Origin of the sequence: Pseudomonas sp. SO81, assembly GCF_030374125.1 — a bacterium.
Taxonomy (GTDB): domain Bacteria; phylum Pseudomonadota; class Gammaproteobacteria; order Pseudomonadales; family Pseudomonadaceae; genus Aquipseudomonas.
Map to the genome: position 1 here is coordinate 3,569,719 of NZ_CP126126.1, position 26,996 is coordinate 3,596,714.

A 26,996-nucleotide genomic window follows, 5' to 3' on the forward strand; every position below is an offset into this window, starting at 1 on the left:
CCAACCGCTGCGTGCGGGTGCGATCAGCTGGCAGCTGGCTCAGACATTCTGGGTCGGCGGCCTCTGGCTGCTGCACTTCGTCATGCTGCCGACGCTGGAGAAGATGGGCCTGGCGCCGCTGCTGATCGAAGAGGTCAATGCGGCACTGAGCCCGCTGCTGATCGGCTTCGCCGCGTTCTGCGTGGTGCTTCAGGGCATGGTGCTGGCGCAGGCCCAGGGGCTGTCCAGCCTGTGGCGCGAGCTGCGTGGCCAGTTGCTGCTGATCGTGTTGGTCATGGCGGTGGCATTCTTCGCTGTGCGCCACTGGCAGCCGGATGCCGAACGCTGGTTGCAGTTCAACTATCTGGTGCTGGCCCTGTGCGGCCTGGTGCTGGTGCTGCAGCCGCTGCCGGGGCAGCGGAGCGAATGAGGCGGGACCGCTATCAGGCCTGATAGCGGTGGATGTTCGAGAGATTCTTGTTCGGCTTGGGATTCTTGCGGTAGATCAGGGCCATCTTGCCGATCACCTGGACCAGCTCGCAGCGGCCGACGGACGCCAGCTCGTCGATCAGCGCGCGGCGGTCGTCACGCTCGGTCAGGCGGAACTGCACCTTGATCAGTTCATGATCGTTGAGGGCGCGCTCCAGCTCGGCCAGTACGCCTTCGGTCAGGCCATTCTCGGCCACGATCAGTACCGGTTTCAGGTGGTGACCGATGGACTTGAAGTGTTTCTTCTGTTCGTTGGTAAGCGCCATAATCTGATCCTGCTGCTGTTTGTATCGGCCTTGCCCGGCGGGCAGGCCGCAGCCGTCACCCATTCCGTTGCCGCGCACCGGCCGCAAAAACCGCGTAGTTTACCCGAGCCGACCCGGCTGCGCCCGTTTCTCTTCGGGCGATCGGCCTGTGGCATGCTCAAGACTAGTTGGCGCGGGACGAGATGGCTTCCGCGCTCTCTCCTGGAGCGCGAGCTATCGCGCTGGCCTTGTGATTTCCGATCCGGCCCCCATATGAGTGTGGTGGTATGAGTGTGGTGGATAGTTCCGCCGGGCGCGCTGGCTGGTTCGCAGGCTCCGTGGCGCCTAGACTGGAACTGGCCTGACGGGGCCGGGTCGGATGGCCGAGTCTCATAAAGGGTTACAGACGGTTCCTGCCTGGGGTAGGGGTTGTGTAGTAAGTTAGGCTGGTAATCCACCAGCCGTCATGCGAAGCGCGTTTCCAGGACGAGGCTCGTTTCAGAGGGTAGCGAATTGAACGACATGGCAAAGAACCTGATCCTGTGGCTGATCATCGCAGCCGTCCTGGTCACGGTGATGAACAACTTCTCCAGCCCCAGTGAAGCCGGCAAGCTGAACTATTCCGAGTTCATCCAGCAGGTGCAGGAAGGCAAGGTCAAGCAAGTCACTGTCGATGGTTACATCATCAGCGGCAAGAACCTCGACGGCACTACCTTCGAGACCGTTCGTCCGGCCATCGAGGACCGCGGTCTGATCAAGGACCTGATTGACAACAACGTCGAGATCGTCGGCAAGCAGCCGGAGCGCCAGAGCATCTGGACCCAGCTGCTGGTAGCAAGCTTCCCCATCCTGGTGATCATCGCCGTGTTCATGTTCTTCATGCGCCAGATGCAGGGCGGCGGCGGTGGTCGCGGCGGGCCGATGAGCTTCGGCAAGTCCAAGGCACGTCTGCTCTCCGAAGATCAGGTTAAGACCACGCTGGCCGACGTTGCCGGTTGCGACGAGGCGAAGGAAGAGGTCGGCGAACTGGTCGAGTTCCTGCGTGATCCGGGCAAGTTCCAGCGCCTCGGTGGCCGTATTCCTCGTGGTGTGCTGATGGTTGGTCCGCCCGGTACCGGTAAGACCTTGCTGGCCAAGGCCATCGCCGGTGAGGCCAAGGTGCCGTTCTTCACCATTTCCGGTTCCGACTTCGTCGAGATGTTCGTCGGTGTCGGCGCCAGTCGCGTGCGCGACATGTTCGAGCAGGCCAAGAAACATGCGCCCTGCATCATTTTCATCGACGAGATCGACGCCGTTGGTCGCCATCGTGGCGCCGGCCTGGGTGGCGGTCATGATGAGCGCGAACAGACTCTCAACCAACTGCTGGTCGAGATGGATGGCTTCGAAATGAACGACGGCATCATCGTCATCGCCGCCACCAACCGTCCGGACGTGCTGGACCCGGCGCTGCTGCGCCCCGGCCGCTTCGACCGCCAGGTGGTGGTCGGTCTGCCGGATATCCGCGGTCGCGAGCAGATTCTGAAAGTGCACATGCGCAAGGTGCCGGTGGGTGACAACGTCGAGCCGGCGGTCATTGCGCGCGGCACGCCGGGCTTCTCCGGTGCCGATCTGGCCAACCTGGTCAACGAGGCGTCGCTGTTCGCTGCTCGTGCCAGCAAGCGTCTGGTGGAGATGAAGGAGTTCGAGCTGGCCAAGGACAAGATCATGATGGGCGCCGAGCGCAAATCCATGGTCATGTCCGAGAAGGAGAAGCTCAATACCGCCTACCACGAGGCGGGCCATGCCATCGTCGGTCGCCTGGTGCCCGAGCATGATCCGGTCTACAAGGTGTCGATCATTCCGCGCGGGCGTGCCCTGGGTGTGACCATGTTCCTGCCGGAAGAGGACCGCTACAGCCTGTCCAAGCGCGCCCTGACCAGTCAGATCTGCTCGCTGTTCGGCGGCCGTATCGCCGAAGAGATGACCCTCGGCTTCGATGGCGTTACCACTGGCGCCTCCAACGACATCATGCGTGCCACGCGTCTGGCGCGGAACATGGTGACCAAGTGGGGCCTGTCCGAGAAGCTCGGCCCGCTGATGTATGCGGAGGAAGAGGGCGAGGTGTTCCTCGGGCGCAGTGCCGGCAGTCAGCAGGCCAACGTCTCTGGCGAAACCGCTAAGGCTATCGACGAAGAAGTGCGCAACATCATCGATGGCTGCTATGGCACCGCCAAGCGTCTGCTGGAAGAGAATCGCGACAAGCTGGACATGATGGCCGACGCGCTGATGAAGTACGAGACCATCGATGCTGACCAGATTGACGACATCATGGCCGGCCGCACGCCGCGCGAGCCGCGTGATTGGCAGGGCGGCTCGGGTACTCATGCGCCCAAGGAGCAGGCCGAGCGCCCAGAAACTCCTATTGGCGGTCCGGCGGGTGAGCACTAAAGGCCCGCGCATGATCGTTCCGCAGTACCCGCCCCGGCTGCCCTGTGGTAGCCGGGTGCTCGACCTGGCCCAGCCGCAAGTGATGGGCATCCTCAATGTCACTCCCGACTCCTTTTCCGATGGCGGTCGCTTTGCCGCGCGTGATGCTGCAGTGCGTCATGCGGCGCAGATGGTGGCGGCCGGCGCGACGCTGATCGATGTTGGTGGTGAGTCAACCCGTCCCGGTGCTCGTCCGGTGTCGCCGGTCGAGGAGCTGGAGCGCGTGGCCCCGGTGGTCGAGGCCATCGCTGCCGAGCTGGATGTGATCATCTCCCTGGATACCTCGACCCCCGCGGTGATGCGCGAAGGCGCTCGGCTGGGGGCGGGGCTGATCAACGACGTGCGGGCCTTGCGTCGTGATGGCGCGCTGGAGGCGGCTGCCGACAGCGGTTTGCCGGTATGTCTGATGCATATGCTCGGCGAGCCCGGCAATATGCAGCAGAATCCGCAGTATCGCGACGTGGTGGGCGAGGTCCGTGATTTTCTCGCTCAGCGCATGACGGCCTGTGTCGAGGCGGGTATTCCCGTCGAGCGCATCGTTCTTGATCCCGGCTTCGGTTTCGCCAAGACTCTCGCCCACAACCTGAGCCTGTTTAAGCGCCTGGAGGCGCTGCATGAGCTCGGCCGGCCACTTCTTGTCGGTGTGTCGCGCAAGACCATGATCGGTCAGGCGTTGGGCCGCGAAGTCCACGAGCGTTTGTCGGGTGGCCTGGCGCTGGTGGCGCTGGCGGTTGCCAAGGGGGCGTGTATCCTGCGCGCCCATGATGTCGCCGAAACTGTCGATGCGGTGCGCATGATTGCCGCCGTACAGACAGCAGAATAAGAAGTTGGAGTGAGTATGAGCAGAAAGTATTTCGGTACCGACGGTATCCGCGGCCCTGTCGGCCAGTTCCCCATCACTCCCGAGTTCATTCTCAAACTGGGCTGGGCTGCGGGCATGGCGTTCCGCAAGCAGGGTAAGTGCCGCATTCTGATCGGCAAGGACACGCGCATCTCGGGCTATATGTTCGAGTCTGCACTGGAGGCCGGGCTGGTGGCTGCTGGCGCTGACGTGATGCTGCTCGGTCCCATGCCGACCCCGGCCATCGCCTATCTGACGCGCACCTTCCAGGCCGAGGCGGGTATCGTCATCAGTGCCTCGCACAATCCTCACCATGACAATGGCTTCAAGTTCTTTTCTGGCAAGGGTACCAAGCTGCCGGACGAGATTGAGCTGATGATCGAGGAGTTGCTCGATCAGCCGATGACGGTGGTGGAGTCGGATCAGCTCGGCAAGGTCTCACGTATCAACGATGCGGCGGGTCGCTACATCGAGTTCTGCAAGAGCAGCGTGCCGAGCAGTACCAGTTTCGCCGGTCTCAAGCTGGTCATCGACTGCGCCCATGGCGCCACCTACAAGGTTGCGCCCAGTGTGTTCCGCGAACTGGGTGCCCAGGTATCCGTGCTGTCGGCCCAGCCCAACGGCCTGAACATCAACGATAACTGTGGTTCGACCCATGTAGAGTCGTTGCAGGCCGAGGTGCTGGCGCAGCAAGCGGATTTGGGCATTGCCTTCGATGGCGATGGCGATCGCGTGTTGATGGTCGACCACACCGGTACCGCGGTGGATGGCGATGAGTTGCTGTACATCATCGCGCGCGACTTGCAGGAGCGCGGCAAGCTGCAAGGTGGTGTGGTTGGCACCCTGATGAGCAATCTGGGGCTTGAGTTGGCGCTCGGTGGGCTGGGTATTCCCTTCGTGCGGGCCAAGGTTGGCGATCGCTATGTGATGGCCGAGCTGCAGGAGCGTGAGTGGCAGTTGGGGGGAGAGAACTCCGGACACCTGGTGTGCTGCCAGCATACCACCACGGGCGATGCGATCATTGCTGCCTTGCAGGTGCTGATGGCGCTCAAGCGCAGCGGGCATACCCTGGCCGAGGCGCGCCAGGTGGTGCGCAAGTGTCCGCAGATACTGATCAATGTGCGCCTTTCCGGCGATGTCGATCCCGTAGAGCATGCGGCGGTCAAGGATGCCTGTGCGCGAGTCACCGAGCGCATGGCGGGGCGCGGCCGTGTGCTGTTGCGCAAGTCCGGCACCGAGCCGCTGGTGCGTGTGATGGTCGAGGGCGACGACGAAAATCAGGTGCGTGGCTATGCCGAGGAGCTGGCCAAAGTGGTCGGCGAGGTCTGTGCCTGATTCGGCTTGCTAGTGGAAAAGCTCTTGGGTAACATCTGCGCCCACTTTGAACGACGAGGTCTGGCATGCGTCGCCCCCTGGTAGCTGGTAACTGGAAAATGCACGGTACCCGCGCCAGCGTCGCAGAGCTGATCAAGGGCCTTCATCAATTGGCACTGCCTAGCGGTGTCGAAGTGGCAGTCATGCCGCCTTGCCTGTACATCAATCAGGTGCTGATTGGGCTGGAAGGCAAGGCGATCACCGTCGGTGCGCAGAACTGCGCTTTGGAGCCCATGCAAGGCGCTCTGACCGGTGAGATTGCGCCCAGTCAGTTGGCTGATGCTGGTTGCAGCATGGTGCTTGTCGGGCACTCCGAGCGCCGCCTGATTCTTGGTGAGCGTGACGAGCAGGTAAGTCGCAAGTTTGCCGCTGCGCAATCCTGTGGTCTGGTTCCGGTGTTGTGCATTGGCGAGACCCTGGAGCAGCGTCAGGCGGGCAGGACGCTGGAAGTGGTGTCTGCCCAGTTGGGAAGTGTGGTCGAAGAGTTGGGCGTAGGTGCCTTCTCCGCGGCTGTTGTGGCATACGAGCCAGTCTGGGCCATAGGTACCGGATTGACTGCATCGCCTCAGCAGGCTCAGGAAGTCCATGCAGCTATTCGTGCGCAGTTTGAAGCGGAAAATGCGGAAGTGGCGCGCGGTGTAAGAATTCTGTATGGCGGCAGTGTCAAGGCCGCCAATGCTGCCGAGTTGTTCGGCATGCCGGATATCGATGGGGGGCTCATTGGTGGGGCCTCCTTGAACGCAGATGAGTTTGGTGCGATCTGTCGCGCCGCAGGAAACTGATAAATGCTGGAAACAGTCGTAATCGTCGTGCATCTGCTGGGCGCCATTGGCGTCGTTGGTCTGGTGCTGCTGCAGCAAGGTAAGGGTGCCGATGCCGGTGCTTCTTTCGGTGCAGGTGCTTCCGGTACCGTGTTCGGAAGCCAAGGTTCCGCTACCTTTCTGAGTCGCTTTACTGCTATACTCGCCGCGGCTTTTTTCATTACCAGCTTGGGTTTAGCCTTCTTTGCTAAAGAGAAAGCTGATAATCTGACGCAGGCTGGTCTGCCAGATCCGGCGGTGCTGGAAGTTCAGCAAGAGAAGCCGGCGGTTGAAGATGTTCCGGTGCTCGAAGAGCAAAAGCCGGCAGTCGAAAAGGCTGACGTGCCCCAGGTTCCGGAGCAGAAGTAATACCCTCTTTGCCGAGGTGGTGGAATTGGTAGACACGCTACCTTGAGGTGGTAGTGGCCATAGGCTGTAGGGGTTCGAGTCCCCTCCTCGGTACCATATTTCGGCAGGGCCCGCAGATTGCGGGCCTTGTCGTTTTCAGGAGTTCGGTTGACCCTCAGGGGTTAGGTCCGTATACTCTTGGCCCAGCTTTGGCGCGGGGTGGAGCAGTCTGGTAGCTCGTCGGGCTCATAACCCGAAGGTCGTTGGTTCAAATCCAGCCCCCGCAACCAGTCGTAAAGAAGCCCCTTATTCAGGGGCTTTTTGCTAGCTGGACAATCCGCCACCGGCATTACGGTCGGGTGGCACGATGGATGGGCGTTTCGCCCATTTTTTATTTCTACGACATGCGCGGAGGGCTTCGGGTGTCGAGCAAGCTGGAACAGTTGCAGGCCATGTTGGCCCCGGTGATCGAATCTCTCGGCTATCAATGCTGGGGCATCGAGTTCATCTCCCAGGGGCGGCATTCCCTGCTGCGCGTGTACATCGATCATGCCAACGGCATCCTGATCGAGGATTGCGAGGCGGTCAGTCGGCAGGTCAGCGCCGTGCTGGACGTCGAAGATCCGATCAGCAGCGAATACACCCTCGAGGTGTCTTCGCCGGGTATGGATCGACCGCTGTTCACCATCGAACAGTTCGCCAAGCATGTTGGCGAGCAGGTGAAGATCAAGCTGCGTTCGCCCTTCGATGGGCGGCGCAATTTCCAGGGCCTCCTTCGCGGTGTGGAGGAGCAGGACGTGGTGGTGCTGGTGGATGACCACGAATTCCTGTTGCCGATCGATCTGATCGACAAGGCCAACATTATCCCCCGTTTTGACTGAGACGCGGATCCCGCGGATCCAATGGATTGCGAAAGGCGAGGCGTACGATGAGTAAAGAAGTACTGCTGGTTGTTGAGTCGGTATCCAACGAGAAAGGCGTACCGGCCGATGTGATTTTCGAGGCGCTGGAGCTGGCTCTGGCGACGGCGACCAAGAAACGTTTCGACGACGAAGTCGAGCTGCGCGTGGCGATCAACCGCCATAACGGCAGCTATGAGACCTTCCGTCGCTGGGAAGTGGTAGCCGAGGACGATCTGGAAAACCCGGCTGCCCAGCTGACCGTCGAGCAGGCGCAGGAGCGCGAGGCCGGCGCCAAGCTCGGCGATTTCGTCGAGGAGCCGGTCGAGTCCATCGAGTTCGGCCGTATTGCCGCGCAGACCGCCAAGCAGGTCATCGTGCAGAAGGTGCGCGAGGCCGAGCGTGCCCAGGTGGTCGACGCCTATCGCGAACGCGTTGGCGAGATCATCTCCGGCACCGTGAAGAAGGTCACCCGCGACAGCGTGATCGTCGACCTCGGCAACAACGCCGAAGCGCTGCTGGCCCGCGAAGACATCATCCCGCGCGAGACCTTCCGCGTCGGGGCGCGCATGCGCGCCCTGCTTAAGGAAATTCGCACCGAGAACCGCGGCCCGCAGCTGATCCTGTCGCGCACCGCGCCGCAGATGCTGATCGAGCTGTTCACCATCGAGGTGCCGGAAATCGCCGAGGGCCTGATCGAAGTGATGGCCGCCTCTCGTGACCCGGGTTCGCGCGCCAAGATCGCCGTGCGTTCCAAGGACAAGCGTATCGACCCGCAAGGCGCCTGCATCGGCATGCGCGGTTCGCGCGTCCAGGCCGTCTCCGGCGAGATCGGTGGCGAGCGTGTGGACATCGTGCTGTGGGACGAGAACGTCGCCCAGTTCGTGATCAACGCGATGGCCCCGGCCGAAGTGGCGGCGATCATCGTCGACGAAGATGCCCATGCCATGGATATCGCCGTCGGTGAAGACAACCTGGCCCAGGCCATCGGTCGCGGTGGCCAGAACGTGCGTCTGGCCAGCCAGCTGACCGGCTGGACCCTGAACGTGATGACCGAGGCCGACATCCAGGCCAAGCAGCAGGCCGAGACCGGCGACATCCTGCAGGCCTTCGTCGACGAGCTGGAAGTCGACGAGGAGCTGGCCCAGGTACTGGTCGAGGAAGGCTTCACCAGCCTGGAAGAGATTGCCTACGTGCCGATGGAAGAGATGCTCAGCATCGACGGTTTCGACGAGGACATCGTCAACGAGCTGCGTGCTCGTGCCAAGGACCGTCTGCTGACCAAGGCCATCGCCAACGAAGAGAAGCTGGCCGATGCCCAGCCTGCCGAAGACCTGCTTTCCCTGGAAGGCATGGACAAGACGCTGGCCCAGGAACTGGCGGTGCGTGGCGTAGTTACCCGCGAAGACCTGGCCGAGCAGTCGATCGACGACCTGCTCGACATCGACGGCATGCAAGAAGAGCGTGCCGGCAAGCTGATCATGGCCGCCCGAGCCCATTGGTTCGAGTAAGCGGTTGCGGCCTGAGGAGAGAGATGCATGACGCAAGTCACGGTGAAAGAACTGGCCCAAGTGGTCGATACACCAGTGGAGCGCCTGCTGCAGCAGATGCGTGAGGCGGGTTTGCCTCACACCAGTGCCGAGCAAGTGGTGACCGACAACGAGAAGCAGGCCCTGCTGGCGCACCTGAAAGGCAGCCACGGCGAGAAGCTGGAAGAGCCGCGCAAGATCACCCTGCAGCGCAAGACCACCACCACCCTGAAGGTTGCCGGTAGCAAGACCATCAGCGTGGAAGTGCGCAAGAAGAAGACCTATGTCAAGCGCAGCCCGGCCGAGATCGAGGCCGAGAAACAGCGTGAACTGGAAGAGCAGCGCGCCGCCGAAGAGGCTGCGCGTCTGAAGGCCGAGGAAGAGGCTCGCAAGCAGGCCGAAGCGGCCGCCAGCAAGCCGCAGGAAACTGCTGCTTCGGCTGCCGAAGCGCCTGTTGACGTCGCTCCGATCGTGGCTGTCGCCGCCGCTGCCGAACCTGCTGCTGCCGTCGAGCGCAAGAAGGAAGAGCCGCGTCGCGTCGAGAAGGACAAGCCGGCACGCAGCGATGACGACGAGCGTCGCGATCGCAAGCATGCCCAGCATCGTCCTTCCCTCAAGGAGAAGGAAAAAGTGCCTGCTCCGCGTGTCGCTCCGCGCAGCACCGACGAAGAAGTCGACGATTACCGCCGTCGCGGTGGTCGGATGAAGCCGAAGAAGCGTAACCAGCACGGGTTCCAGAGCCCGACAGGACCTATTGTGCGCGAAGTAGCGATCGGCGAGACCATTACCGTTGGTGACCTGGCTGCCCAGATGTCGGTCAAGGGCGCCGAAGTGGTCAAGTTCATGTTCAAGATGGGCTCCCCGGTGACCATCAACCAGGTCCTGGATCAGGAGACCGCTCAGCTGGTCGCCGAGGAAATGGGCCACAAGGTCAAGCTGGTCAGCGAGAACGCGCTCGAAGAGCAGCTGGCCGAGTCGCTGAAGTTCGAAGGCGAGGCTTTCTCCCGTGCGCCTGTAGTGACCGTGATGGGCCACGTCGACCACGGCAAGACCTCCCTGCTCGACTACATCCGTCGTGCCAAGGTAGCCGCTGGCGAGGCCGGTGGTATCACCCAGCACATCGGTGCCTACCACGTGGAAACCGACCGCGGCATGGTCACCTTCCTCGATACCCCGGGCCACGCCGCGTTCACCGCGATGCGTGCCCGCGGTGCCAAGGCCACCGACATCGTCATTCTGGTCGTGGCGGCCGATGACGGCGTGATGCCGCAGACCCAGGAAGCCGTGCAGCACGCGAAAGCGGCTGGCGTGCCGATCGTGGTCGCGATCAACAAGATGGACAAGCCGGATGCCAACCCGGACAACATCAAGAACGGCCTGGCCGCGCTGGATGTGATTCCGGAAGAGTGGGGCGGCGATGCTCCGTTCGTGGGTGTTTCGGCCAAGGCCGGTACCGGCGTCGACGAGCTGCTCGAAGCCGTGCTGCTGCAGGCCGAGGTTCTCGAACTGAAAGCCACCCCGTCGGCTCCTGGCCGTGGTGTGGTGGTCGAGTCCCGTCTGGACAAGGGCCGCGGCCCGGTGGCCACCGTGCTGGTCCAGGACGGTACCCTGCGCCAGGGCGACATGGTTCTGTGCGGCGTCAACTATGGCCGCGTGCGTGCCATGCTCGACGAGAACGGTCAGCCAATCAAGGAAGCCGGTCCGTCTATTCCGGTCGAGATTCTCGGCCTGGATGGCACCCCGGATGCCGGTGACGACCTGACCGTGGTGGCCGACGAGAAGAAGGCCCGCGAAGTCGCTCTGTTCCGTCAGGGCAAGTTCCGCGAAGTGAAGCTGGCCCGTGCTCATGCCGGCAAGCTGGAAAACATCTTCGAGAACATGGGGCAGGAAGAGAAGAAGACGCTCAACATCGTCCTCAAATCCGACGTCCGTGGCTCCCTCGAGGCGCTGCAAGGCTCGCTCAGCGGCCTGGGCAACGACGAAGTCCAGGTTCGCGTGGTCGGTGGCGGTGTCGGTGGTATCACCGAGTCCGATGCCAACCTGGCGCTGGCTTCCAACGCGGTGCTGTTCGGCTTCAACGTGCGTGCCGATGCCGGTGCGCGCAAGATCGTCGAGGCCGAAGGCCTGGACATGCGTTACTACAACGTGATCTACGACATCATCGAAGACGTCAAGAAGGCCCTGACCGGCATGCTCGGCAGCGACGTCCGCGAGAACATCCTGGGTACCGCCGAAGTGCGTGACGTGTTCCGTTCGCCGAAGTTCGGCGCCGTCGCCGGCTGCATGGTCATCGAGGGCACCGTCTATCGCAACCGTCCGATTCGAGTACTGCGCGACGACGTGGTGATCTTCGAAGGCGAGCTGGAATCCCTGCGCCGCTTCAAGGACGACGTCGCCGAAGTGCGTAACGGCATGGAGTGCGGTATCGCCGTGAAGAGCTACAACGACGTCAAGGTCGGGGACAAGATCGAAGTGTTCGAGAAGGTCCAGGTGGCTCGTACCCTGTAAGGGACGGCCCGCAACACCGGACGCCCGGCCCCGCATCAGCGCGGCCGGGCGTTTGCCGCTTGTGAACCCGCTGACAGCGTCGCGGGTGAGGTAGGAAGAAATGGCAAAAGTGTATAGCCGTACCCAGCGTATCGGCGATCAGATCCAGCGCGAGCTGGCGCAGATGATTCCGCGCGAGGTCAAGGACCCGCGCCTGGGCTTCGTCACCATCACCGCCGTCGACGTCAGTCGCGACGTCGGCCACGCCAAGGTGTTCATCACCGTGATGGGCGAGAACGATGCGGAGAAGATCAAGCAGAACGTGCGTGTGCTCAACGATGCCGCCGGCTACCTGCGCATGCTGCTGGGCAAGGCGATGAAGCTGCGCAGCGTGCCGCAGCTGCATTTCCACTACGACAAGAGCATCTCCCGTGGTACGCACCTGTCGGCACTGATCGATCGTGCGATGTCCGAAGACAGCAAGCATCAGGATGACTGAGCGTGGCCCAGGTAAAACGTATCCGCCGCAATGTCAGTGGCATCCTGATCCTCGACAAGCCGCATGGCATGAGCTCCAACCAGGCCCTGCAGAAGGTGCGCTGGTTGCTCAATGCCGAGAAGGCCGGTCACACCGGTAGCCTCGATCCACTGGCCACCGGCGTGCTGCCGCTGTGCTTCGGCGAGGCCACCAAGTTCTCCCAGTATCTGCTGGATGCCGACAAGGGCTACGAGACCCTTGCCCAGCTCGGCGTGACCACCACTACCGGCGATGCCGAGGGCGACGTGCTCGAGCGCCGCGAGGTGACCGTCGGTCGGGATGACGTGGAGGCGCAGCTGCCGCGTTTCCGCGGCGAAATCAAACAGATACCGCCGATGTACTCCGCCCTGAAGAAGGACGGCCAGCCGCTGTACAAGCTGGCGCGTGCCGGCGAAGTAGTGGAGCGCGAGGCGCGATCTGTTACTATCGCGCGCTTGGATTTACTGGCCCTGGATAATGCGCAGTTGCGCCTGTCCGTGGCCTGCAGCAAAGGCACCTATATCCGTACCCTGGTGGAGGATCTAGGTCGCGAGCTGGGCTGTGGTGCCCACGTCGCCGAGTTGCGGCGCACCCAGGCCGGGCCGTTCAGCCTGGCGCAGACGGTGACGCTGGAAGAGCTGGAACGGGTGCACGCGGAAGGTGGCAACGAGGCGCTGGATTGCTTCCTGCTGCCATCGGACAGCGGTCTGGAACACTGGCCCCTGCTGCAGTTCAGCGAACACAGCGCCTATTACTGGCTGCATGGCCAGCCGGTACGCGCCCCGGAAGCACCGAAGTTCGGCATGGTCCGGGTGCAGGATCACAATGGTCGCTTCATCGGTATCGGTGAAGTGAGCGAAGACGGGCGCATCGCGCCGAAGCGATTGATCTCTACCGCTACTTGATAGCGGTAGAGGCTCCGGGCTCCGGCCCAGGGCAACTGATTCGGTCGAATGACCGGAACCGCGGGCGGACTCGTCCACTCGCGGCCAAGAGGGTGGCTGTCAACAGGCGCGGTCATTCCTCCATTTAAAACACGGGAGTCGCTCCCGGCCTGTTCTCTCTAGGAGCCCATTACCATGGCACTGAGCGTTGAAGAAAAAGCCCAGATCGTTAACGACTACAAGCAAGCTGAAGGCGATACCGGTTCTCCGGAAGTGCAGGTTGCCCTGCTGACCGCCAACATCAACAAGCTGCAGGACCACTTCAAGGCCAACGGCAAAGACCACCACTCGCGTCGTGGCCTGATCCGCATGGTTAACCAGCGCCGCAAGCTGCTGGACTACCTGAAGGGTAAGGACACCAGTCGTTACAGCGCCCTCATCGGTCGCCTGGGTCTGCGTCGCTAAGACGTACACCTGAAGTGAGAAGCTGGAAGCTCGGGGTTGCGGGACGGTTGATACCGGCCAGCGGCTTCGGCCTTCCAGCTTCTGGCTTTCTACAGAACGGAATTTGAAACCCGTTCAAAAACCGGTTCCACCGAGCCGAGTTCTGAACAGGTTTCAGGGGCAGCAGGCCCCTGTTGCAGCAGTTTCCCCCAAGGCAACAAAGAGAAGGAAAATACCGTGACTCCGGTTATTAAAAAGTTCCAGTTCGGTCAGTCGACCGTCACCCTCGAAACCGGGCGCATTGCCCGTCAGGCCTCCGGTGCCGTTCTGGTCACCGTAGACAACGATGTCAGCGTGCTGTGCACCGTGGTTGGCGCCAAGCAAGCCGATCCGGGCAAGGGCTTCTTCCCGCTGTCCGTGCACTACCAGGAAAAAACCTACGCCGCCGGCAAGATCCCTGGCGGCTTCTTCAAGCGTGAAGCGCGTCCTTCCGAGAAAGAGACCCTGACCTCGCGCCTGATCGACCGTCCGATCCGCCCGCTGTTCCCGGAAGGCTTCCTCAACGAAGTGCAGGTCATCTGCACCGTGGTCTCCACCAGCAAGAAGACCGATCCGGACATCGCCGCGATGATCGGCACCTCGGCCGCCCTGGCCATCTCCGGCATTCCGTTCGACGGCCCGATCGGCGCCGCGCGCGTGGCCTTCCACCCGGAAACCGGCTACCTGCTGAATCCGACCTACGAGCAGCTCAAGGCCTCCAGCCTGGACATGGTCGTGGCCGGTACCAAAGACGCCGTGCTGATGGTGGAATCCGAAGCCAAAGAGCTGACCGAAGACCAGATGCTGGGCGCCGTACTGTTTGCCCATGACGAGTTCCAGGCCGTGATCAAGGCCGTTGGCGAGCTGGCTGCCGAAGCCGGCAAGCCGCGCTGGAACTGGACCGCTCCGGCCGAGAACACCGCTCTGCTCAGCGCCATCAAGGCCGAGTTCGGCGAGGCCATCTCCCAGGCCTACACCATCACCATCAAGCAGGATCGCTACAACCGTCTGGACGAGCTGCGCGACCAGGTCGTTGCCAAGTTCTCCGGCGAAGAAGGCCAGCCGTCTTCCGGCGAAGTCAAAGATGCCTTCGGCCTGATCGAATACCGCACCGTGCGCGAGAACATCGTCAACGGCAAGCCGCGTATCGACGGTCGCGACACTCGCACCGTGCGTGGCCTGAACATCGAAGTTGGCGTGCTCGACAAGACCCACGGCTCGGCCCTGTTCACCCGTGGCGAAACCCAGGCCCTGGTGGTCGCCACCCTCGGCACCGCCCGTGACGCGCAGCTGCTCGACACCCTGGAAGGCGAGAAGAAAGACCCCTTCATGCTGCACTACAACTTCCCGCCGTACTCGGTGGGCGAGTGTGGTCGCATGGGCGCCACCGGTCGCCGCGAAATCGGCCACGGTCGTCTGGCCCGTCGTGGCGTAGCCGCCATGCTGCCGAGCGGTGACGAGTTCCCGTACACCATCCGTATCGTCTCGGAAATCACCGAGTCCAACGGTTCTTCCTCCATGGCATCGGTCTGCGGCGCTTCCCTGGCCCTGATGGACGCCGGCGTGCCGATGAAGGCCCCGGTGGCCGGTATCGCCATGGGTCTGGTCAAGGAAGGCGACAAGTTCGCCGTACTGACCGACATCCTCGGTGACGAAGACCACCTGGGCGACATGGACTTCAAGGTTGCCGGTACCGCCAATGGCGTGACCGCGCTGCAGATGGACATCAAGATCCAGGGCATCACCGAAGAGATCATGGAGATCGCCCTGAACCAGGCCCTGGAAGCGCGCCTGAACATCCTCGGCCAGATGAACAAGGTCATCGCCCAGTCGCGCAGCGAGCTGTCGGCCAATGCCCCGACCATGCTGGCGATGAAGATCGACCAGGACAAGATCCGCGACGTCATCGGCAAGGGTGGCGCCACCATCCGTGCTATCTGCGAAGAGACCAAGGCCTCGATCGATATCGAAGACGACGGCTCGATCAAGATCTTCGGCGAAACCAAGGAAGCTGCCGAGGCCGCGCGCCAGCGCGTTCTGGGTATCACCGCGGAAGCCGAGATCGGCAAGATCTACGTCGGCAAGGTCGAGCGCATCGTCGACTTCGGCGCCTTCGTCAACATTCTGCCGGGCAAGGACGGTCTGGTGCACATCTCCATGCTGAGCGACGCTCGCGTGGAGAAGGTCACCGACGTGCTGAAGGAAGGTCAGGAAGTCGAAGTGCTGGTACTGGACGTCGACAACCGCGGCCGCATCAAGCTGTCCATCAAGGACGTCGCTGCTGCCAAGGCTTCGGGCGTTTAAGTCCAAGTCAGGCGGTAGAAAGGAGGGCCCCATGCGGGCCCTCTTTTTTTGCCCGCGATTTGCCCCGACAATGGCGCTTTCCGCAGTACCCAACAAGGACGTCTGGCGATGGAAATCACTCACTGCCGCTATCACCCCGCCCAGCCCGCCACCTGGCACTGCTCACCCTGCCAGCGTGACTATGGCGACTGCTGCGTTCCGCTGAATGCCGATGCGCCGGAGCTGGAGCCGCAGTGTCCGCTGTGCGCCGGCAAGCTGCGCTTCCTGGGGGCGGCCAACACTGCCCAGCCGTTCTGGCAGCGCATTCCCGCGTTCTTCCGCTATGGCCTGCAGCCCGGCCCGTTGGCCTTTGCCGCCGCGCTATGCCTGGCCAGCCTGTTCATGCCGGCCTGGAAGCTGCTGTGGCTGGCATTGTTCTGCGTGGCCACCAAGTACCTGCAGAGCGTGATCGAGGGCGCCAGTCAGGGCACGCGCGAGGCTCCTTCCCTGCTCAGCGCCTTCGACGGCGAGGGCTTCAGCCTGTTCTGGCGAGTGCTGGTGATCTTCTTCCTGTCCTTCGCCGTGGTCTGGCTGGCGGCGGACTTCGACAGCGAGGCGCTGTTCTGGGCGGCTACCCTGGGCGTGCAATTGCTGATCCCGGCCAGCCTGATCCGCCTGGCGCTGGACAAGACCCTGGGCGCCGCACTGAGCCCCGACCAGGTCGGTTCGGTGATCCAGGCCATGGGCTGGCGCTATCTGATTCTCTGGGTCTTTCTGTTCATCCTCTGGCAGTCGCCGGACTGGGTCATCTACATGCTGTCCAAGGGCTTGCCCGAGGTGGTGCTGATCCCCGTCGCTGCGCTGCTGTTCGGTTATTTCAGTGTGGTGATGTGCGCCATGATGGGCTACGCCGTATTCCAGTATCAGGGCGCCCTGGGTTACGTGGCGGTGGATGACCAGGCGCCGAGCGGCTTTCCCGCCGAGGAGTACCGTCGTCGCCGCGCCCTCGCCGATGCCGAGGTGCGATTGAAGGAGGGGCAGAGTGGCCATGCCCTGGAGGTGCTGGCCAAGGCGCTGGACGTGGCGCCCAACGACCTCAAGCTCAACGAGCGCTTCCATCAGCTGCTGTTCGGTCTCGACGCGCGCGAGCGCTGTCTGCGTCATCTGGCGCATTACCTGCCGTTGGTGGCACGCCTGAATCCGGCTCAGGCTGCCACGGCGTTGCTGAATGCCCGCCAGCTGAAGCCCGACTATCTGCCGGACGATGCCCAGGTCTGCGAGCGCGTGGCGGAGGCCCTGCTGCAGCGGCACAAAACTCGCGAAGGGCTGAGCCTGCTGCGCAATCTGCATCAGCGTTTCCCTGACTATCCGCATATTCCACGGGCGTATCTGCTGGCCGCTCGCGGTTTTGCCGAGGGATTGGGGCAGCTGGAGCCGGCGCAGAAGCTGCTGGGCTTCATTCGTGCCCGCTATCCGCAATCCCCCCTGTTGGGAGAGGTGGCCGGTCTGGAGGCCGTCATCGCCCAGTTGGCGGCACGGGCATAACGCCAGGTATTGCAATCTGCACGGCTTATTCTCGCGGTTTCGGCATTTTGCATGCCCCGCTTGGCTTCTTGTTATTTCAAGTGATTGAAAAGTAAGGAATTATTTTAGAAGGAAAGCTGGCATAGCGCTTGCGATATCTCTCCCTGCAAGCGCAGCCAGGAGTTGGCTGCGAATACTTCCGAAGCAATCAGGAGTAGATCGCTATGAAACAGCCTTTCAACAAGTGGACCCTTGCCGCTCTTACCGCCGCTGTCATCGGCATGCCGCTGAGCAACGCGGCCTTCGCCGACGAGCCTCTGCAACTGGCCGCCAGTGAAACCGTCAACGAGGCGGAAGAAGCGGTTACCGATACCTGGATCACCAGCAAGGTGAAAGCCAGCTTCCTGGCCGACGACAGCATCAGCGGCCTGGATATCAAGGTGGAAACCAACGAAGGCGTGGTCTCGCTGTCCGGTGTGGTGCCGACCGATGCCGAGCGTGATCTGGCGGTGGAGAAAGCCAAGGCGATCAAGGGCGTGACTTCCGTATCCGCCGATGGCCTGAAATCTACCGAATAACCCACAGCGCTGCCGGCATGGCCGGCAGTGCCCCATGGGAGGAAACGCCATGAACTCCGATGTGATCAAAGGCAAATGGAAACAGCTCTCCGGCCGTATTCAGGAGCGCTGGGGCAATTTGACCAATGACGACCTGGATATCGTCGAAGGTCATAGCGAGTATCTGGAAGGCAAGCTGCAGGAGCGTTACGGCTGGACCAAGGAGCGGGCGCAACAGGAAGTGCGCGACTTCAGCAGTAAGCTGTAGCAGCCGTTTGCCATAAAAAAGCCCCGAATTCGGGGCTTTTTTATTTATGAGTTTTTATGGGGGCTCAGCGCGCCAGATTCTGTTGATAGAAGCTCAGTTGCTGGGTCTGCTCCGCCTCGGGGAAGGCCTTGCGCAGATACTGGGCCATTTCGCTGACCGCCCGCAGATCCCGGCGCTGCCCCAGTTGCTTGGCCAACTGCAAGGTCAGCGGCGGCAGCTGCTGCAGGGGTTGCGGCATCTGGCTGAGTCGCCGCCATGCAGCCAGACCGTGAGGGCCCTCGCCAATGCGGATCAGCTTCTGCAGCAGGTGCAACTGTACGGCGGGATGTCCCAGCAGCTGGCGGTGCGTCTCGCTGCTGTCATTGGCCATGCGCAGCAGCAGTGGCCTGGCTTCTACCGTGTCCGCCAGGGCGAACAGCTGCTTGAGTACCTGAGTCAGCAGCGCCTTGTCCTGGCGCCCACAGGCCACGGCATAGAGCCGCTCGAGCAGCGCGAGGCGGCCGGGATAGCGGGTCAGCAGATCGGGGCCGCGGATAGCGGCCTGGGGCAGGGCGAACTGGCCGATAAGCTGATCCAGCGCCGCCAGTTCGCGCTTGAAGGGCGCGTCCGGATCTTCCTTGAGCAGGTAGGCTTCGTCCATCTGCAGGCGGCCGCTGAGGCGCGCCAGCCACACGGCGAGGAAGCCCGCGCCGAGGCCGCCGAGGTGGGCGTAGTAGTTGACGTGATCGTCCGCCGCCAGCAGGCCGTAGAGTTCCTTGCCCATCCAGACCGGCAGTATCCACAGGGCCGGTGCCTTGAAATAGCCGATCAGCGGACCCAGCCAGTAGAAGAAGTTGATTCGGCGCAGGCCGTATACGCCGATATACATGCCCATCAGCCCCGAGATGGCTCCCGAAGCTCCCACGCCGGTGACCCACACCGGATCCAGCGCCCACCACAGCAGGTGCGAGGCGAGGCCGCTGAGCAGGTACAGTCCCAGATAGACCCAGCGCCCCAGGGCGATCTCCAGGGCGAATCCGAAGATGAACAGGAACAGCATGTTGCCCAGGAGGTGGTCGAAGCTGCCATGCAGGAACATGGCCCCGAACAGCCCCTCGAGGGTGGATTGCGCCGGAATGAAGCCGAAGCGGAATGTGCTGAGCTGGTTGCGCGCCTCTTCGGCCCTGGCGCGTGCCGCCTGCCAGGCTTGATCGGCGCGGAAGTCGCTGCGCTGGTGCAGCGTGTGCTCGAACTGCAGATCGTGCAGTATCCACCCGGCCAGCTCCTGGCGGCGCATATGGTCGAGGTATTCACGCTGCTCGTCGTCCAGCTTTTCCCGCTGGGCGATGTCCTCGAGGAACAGCGCGCGCTCGCGACCCAGCAGGCCGCCGTCGAGATAGGCCTGCACCGCCACCTCGCGGCGAGCTTCGTCACCACCCTGGTAGGCGAAGTAGATCAGGGTGTTGAGCAGGATCAGCAGCAGCGTGATGACTGGCGGGCGCTTCCAGTCCAGCGGGTGCTCGGCGGGGATGATCAGCATGGGAGGGCGCCTGGATCAGTTGCTGCGTTTGCTGTCGATCCGGACGAGACGCTCGCCCTCGAACTGCAGGAAATACAGCATTCCGCCGTTTCTGGGGCCGTAGACCCACTCTTCCTTTTGAAATTTCTCGTTTCCGTTCTTGTCGAGGATGTAGCCGGTAACGGCCTGGCTCGCCGGCGCCCCGCATTTGGCCAGCACTTCGGAGGTACGGTCGCCCCTGTCGGCAATGCCGTGCTCGCAGCGCAGCGAGGCCTGGGCGTTGGCAGTGATCAGGGCGAGTAGAGTGATGGAGAGCAGTTTTTTCATGGTGAGCATCCTTGTTCCGAGGGGTTAACGGGCTGTCATTTGCCGCGTTTGCTTTCGATCTTGGTGACGCGATTGCCTTCCAGGCGCAGGAAGTAGTACATGCCGTTCTTCGGCCCGTAGGTCCATTCCTCGACCTCTACCTCATGGACGTAACCATAGATATCGAGTACTTCCTTGTAGCCGAGGAAGTCGCGCTGGACGGGGGTTCCACACTTGTCTTCCACCTCGCCGGCCAGGTCATCCAGGCTGATCAGACGGGCACCGCAGCGCAGCGTGGAGGCCGCTTCGGCCGTGCCGGCCAGCAGCAGGCACAGGGCAGGCAACAGGTGTCTGAGATGCATGATGTGGGACCGTGGGTCGAGAGGCGGAAGCCTACACGGTGGCCAGTCTTCTGTCAGTCTGCGCGCTTGGTTTCGATGCGGACCAGGCGATTGCCCTGGAAGGTGAGGATGCTGAGCATGCCGTTGGTGGGGCCGTATACCCATTCTTCGATCACCAGCTCGCGGTCGCCGTAGTTGCCGCCGGTATAGCCGACCAGATCTCGATACTCGGGCTCGCCGCACTTGCGCTGGACCTCGAAGGCGCGGTCGCCTTCGTTGATCAGCTTGCTGCCGCAGCGCAGCGTTCCTGCCTCCGCCAAACCACAGGATAGCGTCAGCGCAATGGCCAATAGGCTCCGGTTCATCACAAGCTCCCCAGATGCAGCGCGGTGGCAACCTGGCCGCCGGATTGGCCCTGGGTCAGGCTGACATCGAGCAGATAGATGCGCTGGTCTTCCAGGCCGCCGCGCTCCACCAGATAGTCCTTGATGCTGGCCGCTCGGGCCTGGCCGAGTTGGCGCAGCAGCAGTTCACTCTTGGACCACGACTCCAGCACGGCGTTGCGCATCTTCGCCGTGCGCTCTTCGTCCGGCAGCTCCTTCCATTCGGCGGGAGGCTGCTGCTTCAGGCGGGTGCGGTAGATGCCTTCCAGCAGCACGGCCTTGTCGTCCTCGTCCACCACCAGCAGCTCGGGCTCGGCCGGCACCTGATCGCCGTTGCGCTGCAGCATCTTGTACTGGGTGCTCTGGTATTCACGCTCCAGGCGTTGCACGGCCAGCAGCGGGCCATCGCTGGCTTCGGCGCTCATGCCTTCCACTTCCAGGCGCAGCACTGGACGCTCCTTGAGCGCGGCAGCCAGGGTATCCAGGGATTTCTGCGCTGCGCCGTCCAGCTCGCTGCTGCCCGCGGCGAACTGCACCTGGCTGAGGTCGGCTTCGCCGCCACCGACCAGGCCGGCGATGAATTTGAACGGTGCCTGGGCGGCACGCAGCACCAGGTTGCGCATGGTCTGCCAGACGATGGGCATGACGCTGAACTGCGGGTCGTTGAGGTTGCCCTGCACCGGCAGCTGGATGTCGATATTGCCCTTGGTGTCCTTGAGCAGGGCCACGGCCAGGCGGATCGGCAGGTCCACGGCGTCCTTGCTGTCGACTTTCTCGCCCAGCTGCAGGTCTTCCAGCAGCAGCTTGTTCTCGGCATTCAGCTGGCCCTTCTCGATCTGGTAGTGCAGGTCCAGGTTGAGGCGGCCCTTCTTGATGCGGTAGCCGGCGAACTTGCCTGAGTAGGGGGTGAGGGTGGTCAGCTCGACGTTCTTGAAGCTGGTGGCGATATCCAGGCTGTTCATCGGGTCGAACGGCGTCAGCCCGCCCTTGATGGTGACCGGCGCGTACTTGTCGACCTTGCCCTTGATATCGACGCTGGCGGTCTTCGGGCTCTGGTTGTCCAAGGTGCCGATCTGGCCATTGAGTTGCTGGATGGCGGTGGCGAAGTTGGGGGTCAGGCTGAAGTCGGCGAAGTTGGCCGAGCCGTCCTTGATGTTCACTCCGCCGATGCGGATCGGCAGTTGCTTACCGGCCGGCGCCGGCTTGGCCTTCGGATCGGCGGGCTGGGCGATGACCAGGTCGTTGATATTGGTGGTCAGGTCCTCGTTGATGATGAAGCGCGCATAAGGCTGCTGCAGATTGACCTGGCCGATCACCAGGCCCTGTTCGTGCTGGTAGTCCAGCCCCTCCACCACCAGTTGCTGCCACTTGAGGAAGTCGCGGTCCTTGAGGGTATCCAGGGTATGCAGCTGGTTGACCTCGGCGCGGCCGCCGATGCTGAAGGCCAGCGGATCGACGCTCTTCAGGTTCACGGCCAGGTCGCTGCCGAGCAGGCCGCTGCGCAGCTCCAGGCGGACGAAGGGGCTGATATAGGACTGAGCCAGGCGCAGATCAATGTCACGGGTGACCAGCTGCAGTTTGGCGGTGGTCGGCTGTAGCTGGACCTGGCCATCGGCCTTGAGCTGCCCGCGCTTATTCACCCCGGTATCGAGCTTGAGGGAGAAGGGCGAGGTGCCCAGGCTGTCGAAGTCCTTGAGATCGAGATGGAGCGGGGCCAGGTCGAGCTTGACCTCCTGGGCGCCTGCGGCGCGGTCGGCCAGGTGGATCTGGTAGTCGCGCAGCTGCACATCGCGCAGCAGCACCTGCCAGGGCTTGGCCGGCTCTTCCGGTTTTTTCGGCTCTGCCGGAGCTGCGGCGCTGGCGGTTTGTTGAGAAGCATCCGGTGCGGCTGTTGCGGGCGTGGAGCCTGCACCACCCTCGTTCGGAGCCGGAGCCGGAGCCGGAGCCGGAGCCGGAGCTTCGGGAGCGGCGGCGGGCGTCTGCGGGGCAGCAGGTGCGGCCGCCGGAGCAGGCTTGCTATGGCTGGCGAACAGCTTCTGCCAGTCCAGCTGGCCGTCCTTCTCGCGGGCCGCCCAGGTCTCCAGCTTGTGGCTGCGGATCTTGCCGATCACCACCTGCTGCTTGGCCAGGTCCAGGCTGGTTTCGCTGACGTCCAGGCGCTCCAGGCGAGCCAGCGGCTTGTCCTCGGGGCTCTTGATGGCAAAGCTGGAGAGCGCGGCGCTGACGTTGCTCAGCTGCAGCTCGGTGCCCTTGGCCAGGTTCAGCGAATACTCGGCACTGAGGTCGAGCACGCCGTCTTCCAGCACCAGTGGTACGGCATCGCGCACATAGGGCCACACGCCCTTGAGCTTGCCGTCGGTGATCTTGAGCTGACCCTTGGAGGCGATCGGGGTGAGGCTGACCTGGCCCTGCCAGTCGATGCGTCCGCCGCGCGGGCCGATGGCGACCATCTGCATGTCGGCGTTGTCGTCGGGCAGGGTGCTGAGGTTGGTCAGCTCCAGATTCAGCGAGTCGTAGATGAACTCCACCGGCTCGCTGGGGCGCAGGTCCTCGAAGTGCAGGCCGTTCTCGATCAGCGCGATGCGGCCTATGCGCAGCGGGAAGGGCTCGCTCGGCTCCTCCGCTGCGGGTTTCTCTTCGCTGGGCGGCAGCTGGAACAGGCCGGTCAGGTTGAGCTTGCCGTCCTTGGCGAACAGCACCTCGGTATGCGCCTTCTCCAGTTCTATGTCGGCCAGGTGCAGGGCGCCGCTCCACAGGCTGTCGACCTGCAGGTTGGCGTGCAGGCGCTGGAAGGCGACCTGCGGCTTGGCCGGCTCGCCGATATGCAGGCCCCAGAGCTGCAGCTCCAGGCTGAAGGGGTTGAGCTCGATGCGCCCCAGTCGCGCCGGCACGGTGGCCAATTGGGCCAGTTGCTGGTTGGCCACCCGCAGCGCGATGCCGGGCAGGATCAGGAAACCGAGCAGGCTATACAGTCCGAATGCAATCGCGAGCGCGTAGGCGGCGCGTTTCAATCCTTTGGGCATGGTGCGGCACATCTTCCAGGCTAAGACGCCAGGAGTATGGCATGGGCCGTCACGCTTTGTGGGCCAGCACTGTGCCCTTGTGATCGACTTAGAAGCGCAGCACCAGGGTCTTCAGTGGTGGCTGGCCGTCGCGCGAGGGGAAGTCGGCAGCGGGGACGATCTGCTCGCACTCGCGCACCGGGCGCCCGAGTTTCTCGGCGCAGCGCAGCACCTGCGGGCGCCAGTCGTCCATCGCCACTTTCGCCAGGTTGTTGCAACAGATCAGCACGCCATCCTCGGCGGTGGCGAGGATCGCCGGCTTGAGCAGGCTCTGGTAGTCGCGCAGCAGGTCGACAGTGCCGAAGGCGCTCTTGGCCCAGGCCGGTGGGTCGAGCAGCACCAGGTCGAACTGGCGCTGTTCCAGGCGCGGGTAGCTCGGCAACTTGTGTCCGCGGCGGGAGGCAATGGGTAGCCCGGCCAACTGGCGGATGGCGGGGAAGTAGTCGGACTGCACGAAGTCCATCGCCAGTCCCGGATTGAGTGCCAAGTTCTCGCGGCCTACCGCCAGGTTGCCCTCGGCGAAGTCCAGGTTGAGCACCTCGCGCGCGCCACCGGCAGCGGCTGCCAGGCCGACGCCGCAGGTATAGGCGAACAGGTTGAGCACGCTCTTGCCGGCACTGTGGCGCTTCACCCAGCCACGCGCTTCACGCAGGTCGAGGAACAGCAGCGGGTCCTGGCCCGGATGGCGCCCGCGTACCCGGTAATTCAGCGCCCATTCCCGGCCGACCATGTCTTCCAGCGCCTCGGGAGCGGCCTGGTACACCGGGTCGCGCCGGTCGACGCGCGAGTTGCCACCGGAACGGTCGTTGTAGACCAGTTGCAGTTCGACGCCGAGGCGCCCGTTGATGGTGGTGTGCAGGTCGAGTAGTGCATCGAGCTCCAGTGGCTGATGGAAGCTCTGCACCATCAGTTGCGGGCCATAGCGGTCGACGGTGAGGCCGGGTGCGCCTTCCTGGCTGCCATGGAACAGCCGGTAGCAGTCGGTCTGCTGCTGGTGCAGTTCGGCCAGCAATGGCTGGCGGGCATCGAGGGCGGCGGAGAGCGCCTGGTCGAGAGAAGACATGCGCGGCGTCTCGGAGCGGGAGGGCGCGCAGTTTACCAAGAAAAACGCCGGCTCTCGGCCGGCGTTACTCCATGTTCAGTCGCGCACAGCACTCGTAGTCGCAAGGAGGCGGTGCGCAGACAGTAGACCGCCTACGGCAAGCGCCGCCGACACCGCGAATGCGAGTGATGGGCGTGACGTTAGCGTTCGATGGCCAGGGCTACACCCTGCCCGCCACCGATGCACAGGGTGGCCAGGCCCTTCTTGGCGTCGCGCTTGATCATCTCGTGCAACAGGGTCACCAGCACGCGGCAGCCGGAGGCGCCGATGGGGTGGCCGAGGGCGATGGCGCCGCCGTTGACGTTGACCTTGGCCGCATCCCAGCCCAGCTCCTTGCCCACCGATAGGGCTTGGGCGGCGAAGGCCTCGTTGGCCTCGATCAGGTCGAGGTCGGCCAGTTGCCAGCCGGCCTTCTCCAAGCAGCGCTTGGTGGCCGAGACCGGGCCGATACCCATGATCGCCGGGTCGACACCGGCGTTAGCGTAAGAAGCAATCTTGGCCAGTACCGGCAGGCCGAGGGCCTTGGCCTTTTCAGCACTCATGAGTAGAACCGCCGCTGCACCGTCGTTAAGGCTGGAGGCGTTGCCGGCGGTGACGCTGCCGTCCTTCTTGAACGCCGGCTTGAGGCTGGCCAGGCTTTCTGCGGTGGTACCGGCGCGCGGCTGTTCGTCCTTGGCGAAGCTGACCGGGTCGCCCTTGCGCGAGGGGATCAGGATCGGGGTGATCTCGTCATTGAAGCGACCGGCCTCGATGGCGGCCACGGCTTTCTGCTGCGAGGCGGCGGCGAAGGCGTCCTGCTGCTCGCGGCTGATGCCGTACTTGTCCACCAGGTTCTCGGCGGTGATGCCCATGTGGTAGTCGTTGAAGGCGTCCCACAGACCGTCCTGGATCATGGTGTCGATCAGCTTGCCGTGGCCCATACGCTGGCCGGTGCGGGCGGCGGGCATGACGTAGGGCGCCAGGCTCATGTTCTCCATGCCGCCAGCGATGATCACCTCGGCGTCGCCGCAGCGAATCGCCTGGGCGCCGAGGTGCAGGGCCTTGAGGCCGGAGCCGCAGACCTTGTTCAGGGTCAGCGCCGGCACGGCATTCGGCAGGCCGGCCTTGATCGAGGCCTGGCGGGCGGTGTTCTGTCCGGCGCCGGCGGTCAGCACGTGGCCGAGGATCACCTCGTCCACTTCGCTGCCATTGAGGCCGGTCTGTTCCAGCAGGCGTTTGATCACCGCGGCGCCCAAGTCGACGGCGGGTACGCCGGCCAGGGAGCCCTGGAAGCTGCCGATGGCGGTGCGGGTGGCGGCGACGATGACGACTTCTTGCATGACGGGCTCCTCGAAATCGGGTGCGCGCGCGGATGGCGCGACGGGGGCGCTATGGTGGCATAGCCGATTCGACCCCGGCCAGTGCCGGGGCCGACCGCTCAGTCGCGCGGCGGCAGGCCCATGCGCTGGCGTGCGCGATGCACCGCGGCGCCACGCACGGCCCAGCGCAGCGTCGGCGCCAGGCTGTTCACCCCGGTGCGAATGGCCCGGCTGCGGGCTGTGCCGATGGGCGTGTCGAGCATGGCCTGGGCCCAGTCCGGCAGCAGATCGAAGCCGGCCTGCATCAGCAGCTTGCCCACCGGCACGGCCAGGGCGCTGGGCGCCGGCGCGCCCTGCAGGATGCGCAGGATCTCCCGCGAGCGCTCGTCACACAGCAACTGCGGGCGCACGCCATCGAGGTAGGCGGCGACTTCGCCGCGCGAGCGCGGCACGTTCTCGGCGCCCAGGCGTTCGGCGATCAGCGCCACCTCGGCGTAGTAGCGGTCCTGGTCGGCCGCGCTGAGCTGGGGGTTGCAGTAGCGCAGGTGGGCGGCGAGGAAGCTCGACACTTCGGCCACGTGTACCCAGGTCAGCAGCGCCGGGTCGCTGGCCGCGTAGGGCCGGCCATCCGGCGCAGTGCCGACCACCTTGAGGTGAATGGTGCGCACCTTGTCGATCAGCCACTCGGCATCGCGGCGCGAGCCGAAGGTGGTGCCGGAGATGAACTGGCCGGTGCGGCGCAGGCGGCCGATCAGGTCCTCGCGGAAATTCGAGTGGTCCCACACGCCGGACAGCGCGAGAGGGTGCAGGGCCTGCAGCAGCAGGGCGCTGATGCCGCCGACCATCATGCTGGTGAAGTCGCCGTGCACGCGCCAGCACACCGCGTCCGGGCCGAACAGGCCGGGATCGCCCTGGGGCTGGCTGAAGTCGATCTGGCCGAGAACGATGCCGCTGAGGCTGAGAACCTGGGCTTCGATGCGGCGGCGGAGGAATTCCATGGTGATTTCGATTATCGGCGGTGTTGCTGGTGAGG

General features: G+C 63.6%; 25 protein-coding genes and 2 tRNA genes. 18 read left to right on the top strand and 9 right to left on the bottom strand.

Going from position 1 to position 26,996, the window contains the following annotated elements; all coding sequences use genetic code 11:
• Positions 1-7 precede the first annotated feature (7 nt).
• A complete protein-coding gene (locus OH686_RS16655) occupies positions 8-409 on the top strand; it encodes a DUF4149 domain-containing protein (RefSeq protein ID WP_289539012.1) in 402 nt (133 codons plus the stop codon).
• 13 nt (positions 410-422) lie between these two features.
• On the opposite strand, the gene yhbY is transcribed toward OH686_RS16655, so the two are convergent.
• Complete coding sequence (yhbY, locus tag OH686_RS16660) at positions 423-734, bottom strand: ribosome assembly RNA-binding protein YhbY (protein ID WP_021700432.1); 312 nt, start codon at positions 732-734, stop codon at positions 423-425.
• Positions 735-1,235: 501 nt separating this feature from the next.
• Here yhbY and ftsH point away from each other — a divergent pair.
• From ftsH to OH686_RS16745, 17 genes are all read left to right on the top strand, one after another.
• Positions 1,236-3,140 carry an ATP-dependent zinc metalloprotease FtsH gene (gene ftsH, locus OH686_RS16665; RefSeq protein ID WP_289534050.1) on the top strand — a complete coding sequence of 635 codons (1,905 nt, stop codon included), beginning with the start codon at positions 1,236-1,238 and terminating at the stop codon, positions 3,138-3,140.
• A gap of 10 nt (positions 3,141-3,150) precedes the next feature.
• Entirely contained in the window at positions 3,151-4,002 is an 852-nt protein-coding gene (folP, locus tag OH686_RS16670) for a dihydropteroate synthase (protein WP_289534051.1), read from the top strand.
• Positions 4,003-4,017: 15 nt separating this feature from the next.
• The gene (gene glmM, locus OH686_RS16675; protein WP_289534052.1) at positions 4,018-5,355 is read left to right on the top strand and encodes a phosphoglucosamine mutase; all 1,338 of its coding nucleotides are present in this window, start codon (positions 4,018-4,020) and stop codon (positions 5,353-5,355) included.
• Between the two features lie 65 nt (positions 5,356-5,420).
• Positions 5,421-6,176 (top strand): triose-phosphate isomerase, encoded by a 756-nt coding sequence (tpiA, locus tag OH686_RS16680; protein ID WP_289534053.1) that lies wholly within the window; start codon positions 5,421-5,423, stop codon positions 6,174-6,176.
• Positions 6,177-6,179: 3 nt separating this feature from the next.
• On the top strand, positions 6,180-6,563 hold the full coding sequence (gene secG / locus OH686_RS16685) for a preprotein translocase subunit SecG (RefSeq protein ID WP_137971034.1): 384 nt from the start codon (positions 6,180-6,182) through the stop codon (positions 6,561-6,563).
• Between the two features lie 10 nt (positions 6,564-6,573).
• Positions 6,574-6,659: transfer RNA gene (locus tag OH686_RS16690), tRNA-Leu, on the top strand.
• A gap of 96 nt (positions 6,660-6,755) precedes the next feature.
• Positions 6,756-6,832, top strand: a tRNA-Met gene (locus OH686_RS16695).
• Between the two features lie 132 nt (positions 6,833-6,964).
• The gene (gene rimP, locus OH686_RS16700; RefSeq protein WP_192399451.1) at positions 6,965-7,423 is read left to right on the top strand and encodes a ribosome maturation factor RimP; all 459 of its coding nucleotides are present in this window, start codon (positions 6,965-6,967) and stop codon (positions 7,421-7,423) included.
• A gap of 47 nt (positions 7,424-7,470) precedes the next feature.
• Positions 7,471-8,952: a transcription termination factor NusA gene (gene nusA, locus OH686_RS16705; RefSeq protein ID WP_137971036.1), complete on the top strand. Its 1,482-nt coding sequence runs from the start codon at positions 7,471-7,473 to the stop codon at positions 8,950-8,952.
• 27 nt (positions 8,953-8,979) lie between these two features.
• Entirely contained in the window at positions 8,980-11,478 is a 2,499-nt protein-coding gene (infB, locus tag OH686_RS16710) for a translation initiation factor IF-2 (RefSeq protein WP_289534054.1), read from the top strand.
• Between the two features lie 100 nt (positions 11,479-11,578).
• Entirely contained in the window at positions 11,579-11,956 is a 378-nt protein-coding gene (rbfA, locus tag OH686_RS16715) for a 30S ribosome-binding factor RbfA (protein WP_289534055.1), read from the top strand.
• 2 nt (positions 11,957-11,958) lie between these two features.
• Positions 11,959-12,879: a tRNA pseudouridine(55) synthase TruB gene (truB, locus tag OH686_RS16720; protein ID WP_289534056.1), complete on the top strand. Its 921-nt coding sequence runs from the start codon at positions 11,959-11,961 to the stop codon at positions 12,877-12,879.
• A gap of 174 nt (positions 12,880-13,053) precedes the next feature.
• Positions 13,054-13,323, top strand: coding sequence for a 30S ribosomal protein S15 (gene rpsO / locus OH686_RS16725; protein WP_021700421.1), 270 nt, complete (start codon positions 13,054-13,056; stop codon positions 13,321-13,323).
• Positions 13,324-13,539: 216 nt separating this feature from the next.
• Complete coding sequence (pnp, locus tag OH686_RS16730) at positions 13,540-15,645, top strand: polyribonucleotide nucleotidyltransferase (RefSeq protein WP_289534057.1); 2,106 nt, start codon at positions 13,540-13,542, stop codon at positions 15,643-15,645.
• Positions 15,646-15,753: 108 nt separating this feature from the next.
• Positions 15,754-17,169 carry a DUF4013 domain-containing protein gene (locus tag OH686_RS16735; protein ID WP_289534058.1) on the top strand — a complete coding sequence of 472 codons (1,416 nt, stop codon included), beginning with the start codon at positions 15,754-15,756 and terminating at the stop codon, positions 17,167-17,169.
• Between the two features lie 203 nt (positions 17,170-17,372).
• Complete coding sequence (locus OH686_RS16740) at positions 17,373-17,726, top strand: BON domain-containing protein (RefSeq protein WP_137971042.1); 354 nt, start codon at positions 17,373-17,375, stop codon at positions 17,724-17,726.
• Between the two features lie 49 nt (positions 17,727-17,775).
• On the top strand, positions 17,776-17,973 hold the full coding sequence (locus OH686_RS16745) for a CsbD family protein (RefSeq protein WP_043308795.1): 198 nt from the start codon (positions 17,776-17,778) through the stop codon (positions 17,971-17,973).
• Positions 17,974-18,037: 64 nt separating this feature from the next.
• Here OH686_RS16745 and OH686_RS16750 read toward each other — a convergent pair whose 3' ends face one another.
• The 8 genes from OH686_RS16750 to OH686_RS16785 form a co-directional block, all read right to left on the bottom strand.
• Complete coding sequence (locus OH686_RS16750; RefSeq protein ID WP_289534059.1) at positions 18,038-19,492, bottom strand: rhomboid family intramembrane serine protease; 1,455 nt, start codon at positions 19,490-19,492, stop codon at positions 18,038-18,040.
• Positions 19,493-19,507: 15 nt separating this feature from the next.
• Positions 19,508-19,798, bottom strand: coding sequence for a DUF2845 domain-containing protein (locus OH686_RS16755; RefSeq protein WP_354005256.1), 291 nt, complete (start codon positions 19,796-19,798; stop codon positions 19,508-19,510).
• Positions 19,799-19,833: 35 nt separating this feature from the next.
• Positions 19,834-20,139 (bottom strand): DUF2845 domain-containing protein, encoded by a 306-nt coding sequence (locus OH686_RS16760; RefSeq protein ID WP_289534061.1) that lies wholly within the window; start codon positions 20,137-20,139, stop codon positions 19,834-19,836.
• 53 nt (positions 20,140-20,192) lie between these two features.
• Positions 20,193-20,483 (bottom strand): DUF2845 domain-containing protein, encoded by a 291-nt coding sequence (locus OH686_RS16765; protein WP_289534062.1) that lies wholly within the window; start codon positions 20,481-20,483, stop codon positions 20,193-20,195.
• Positions 20,483-23,524 carry a DUF748 domain-containing protein gene (locus tag OH686_RS16770; protein ID WP_289534063.1) on the bottom strand — a complete coding sequence of 1,014 codons (3,042 nt, stop codon included), beginning with the start codon at positions 23,522-23,524 and terminating at the stop codon, positions 20,483-20,485. Before OH686_RS16770 ends, OH686_RS16765 begins: the two co-directional genes overlap by 1 nt.
• Before the next feature lie 88 nt (positions 23,525-23,612).
• On the bottom strand, positions 23,613-24,626 hold the full coding sequence (locus tag OH686_RS16775) for a class I SAM-dependent rRNA methyltransferase (RefSeq protein WP_289534064.1): 1,014 nt from the start codon (positions 24,624-24,626) through the stop codon (positions 23,613-23,615).
• Positions 24,627-24,805: 179 nt separating this feature from the next.
• A complete protein-coding gene (locus OH686_RS16780) occupies positions 24,806-25,984 on the bottom strand; it encodes an acetyl-CoA C-acetyltransferase (RefSeq protein ID WP_289534065.1) in 1,179 nt (392 codons plus the stop codon).
• A gap of 98 nt (positions 25,985-26,082) precedes the next feature.
• Positions 26,083-26,961 (bottom strand): oxygenase MpaB family protein, encoded by an 879-nt coding sequence (locus OH686_RS16785; protein ID WP_289534066.1) that lies wholly within the window; start codon positions 26,959-26,961, stop codon positions 26,083-26,085.
• Positions 26,962-26,996: the final 35 nt, after the last annotated feature.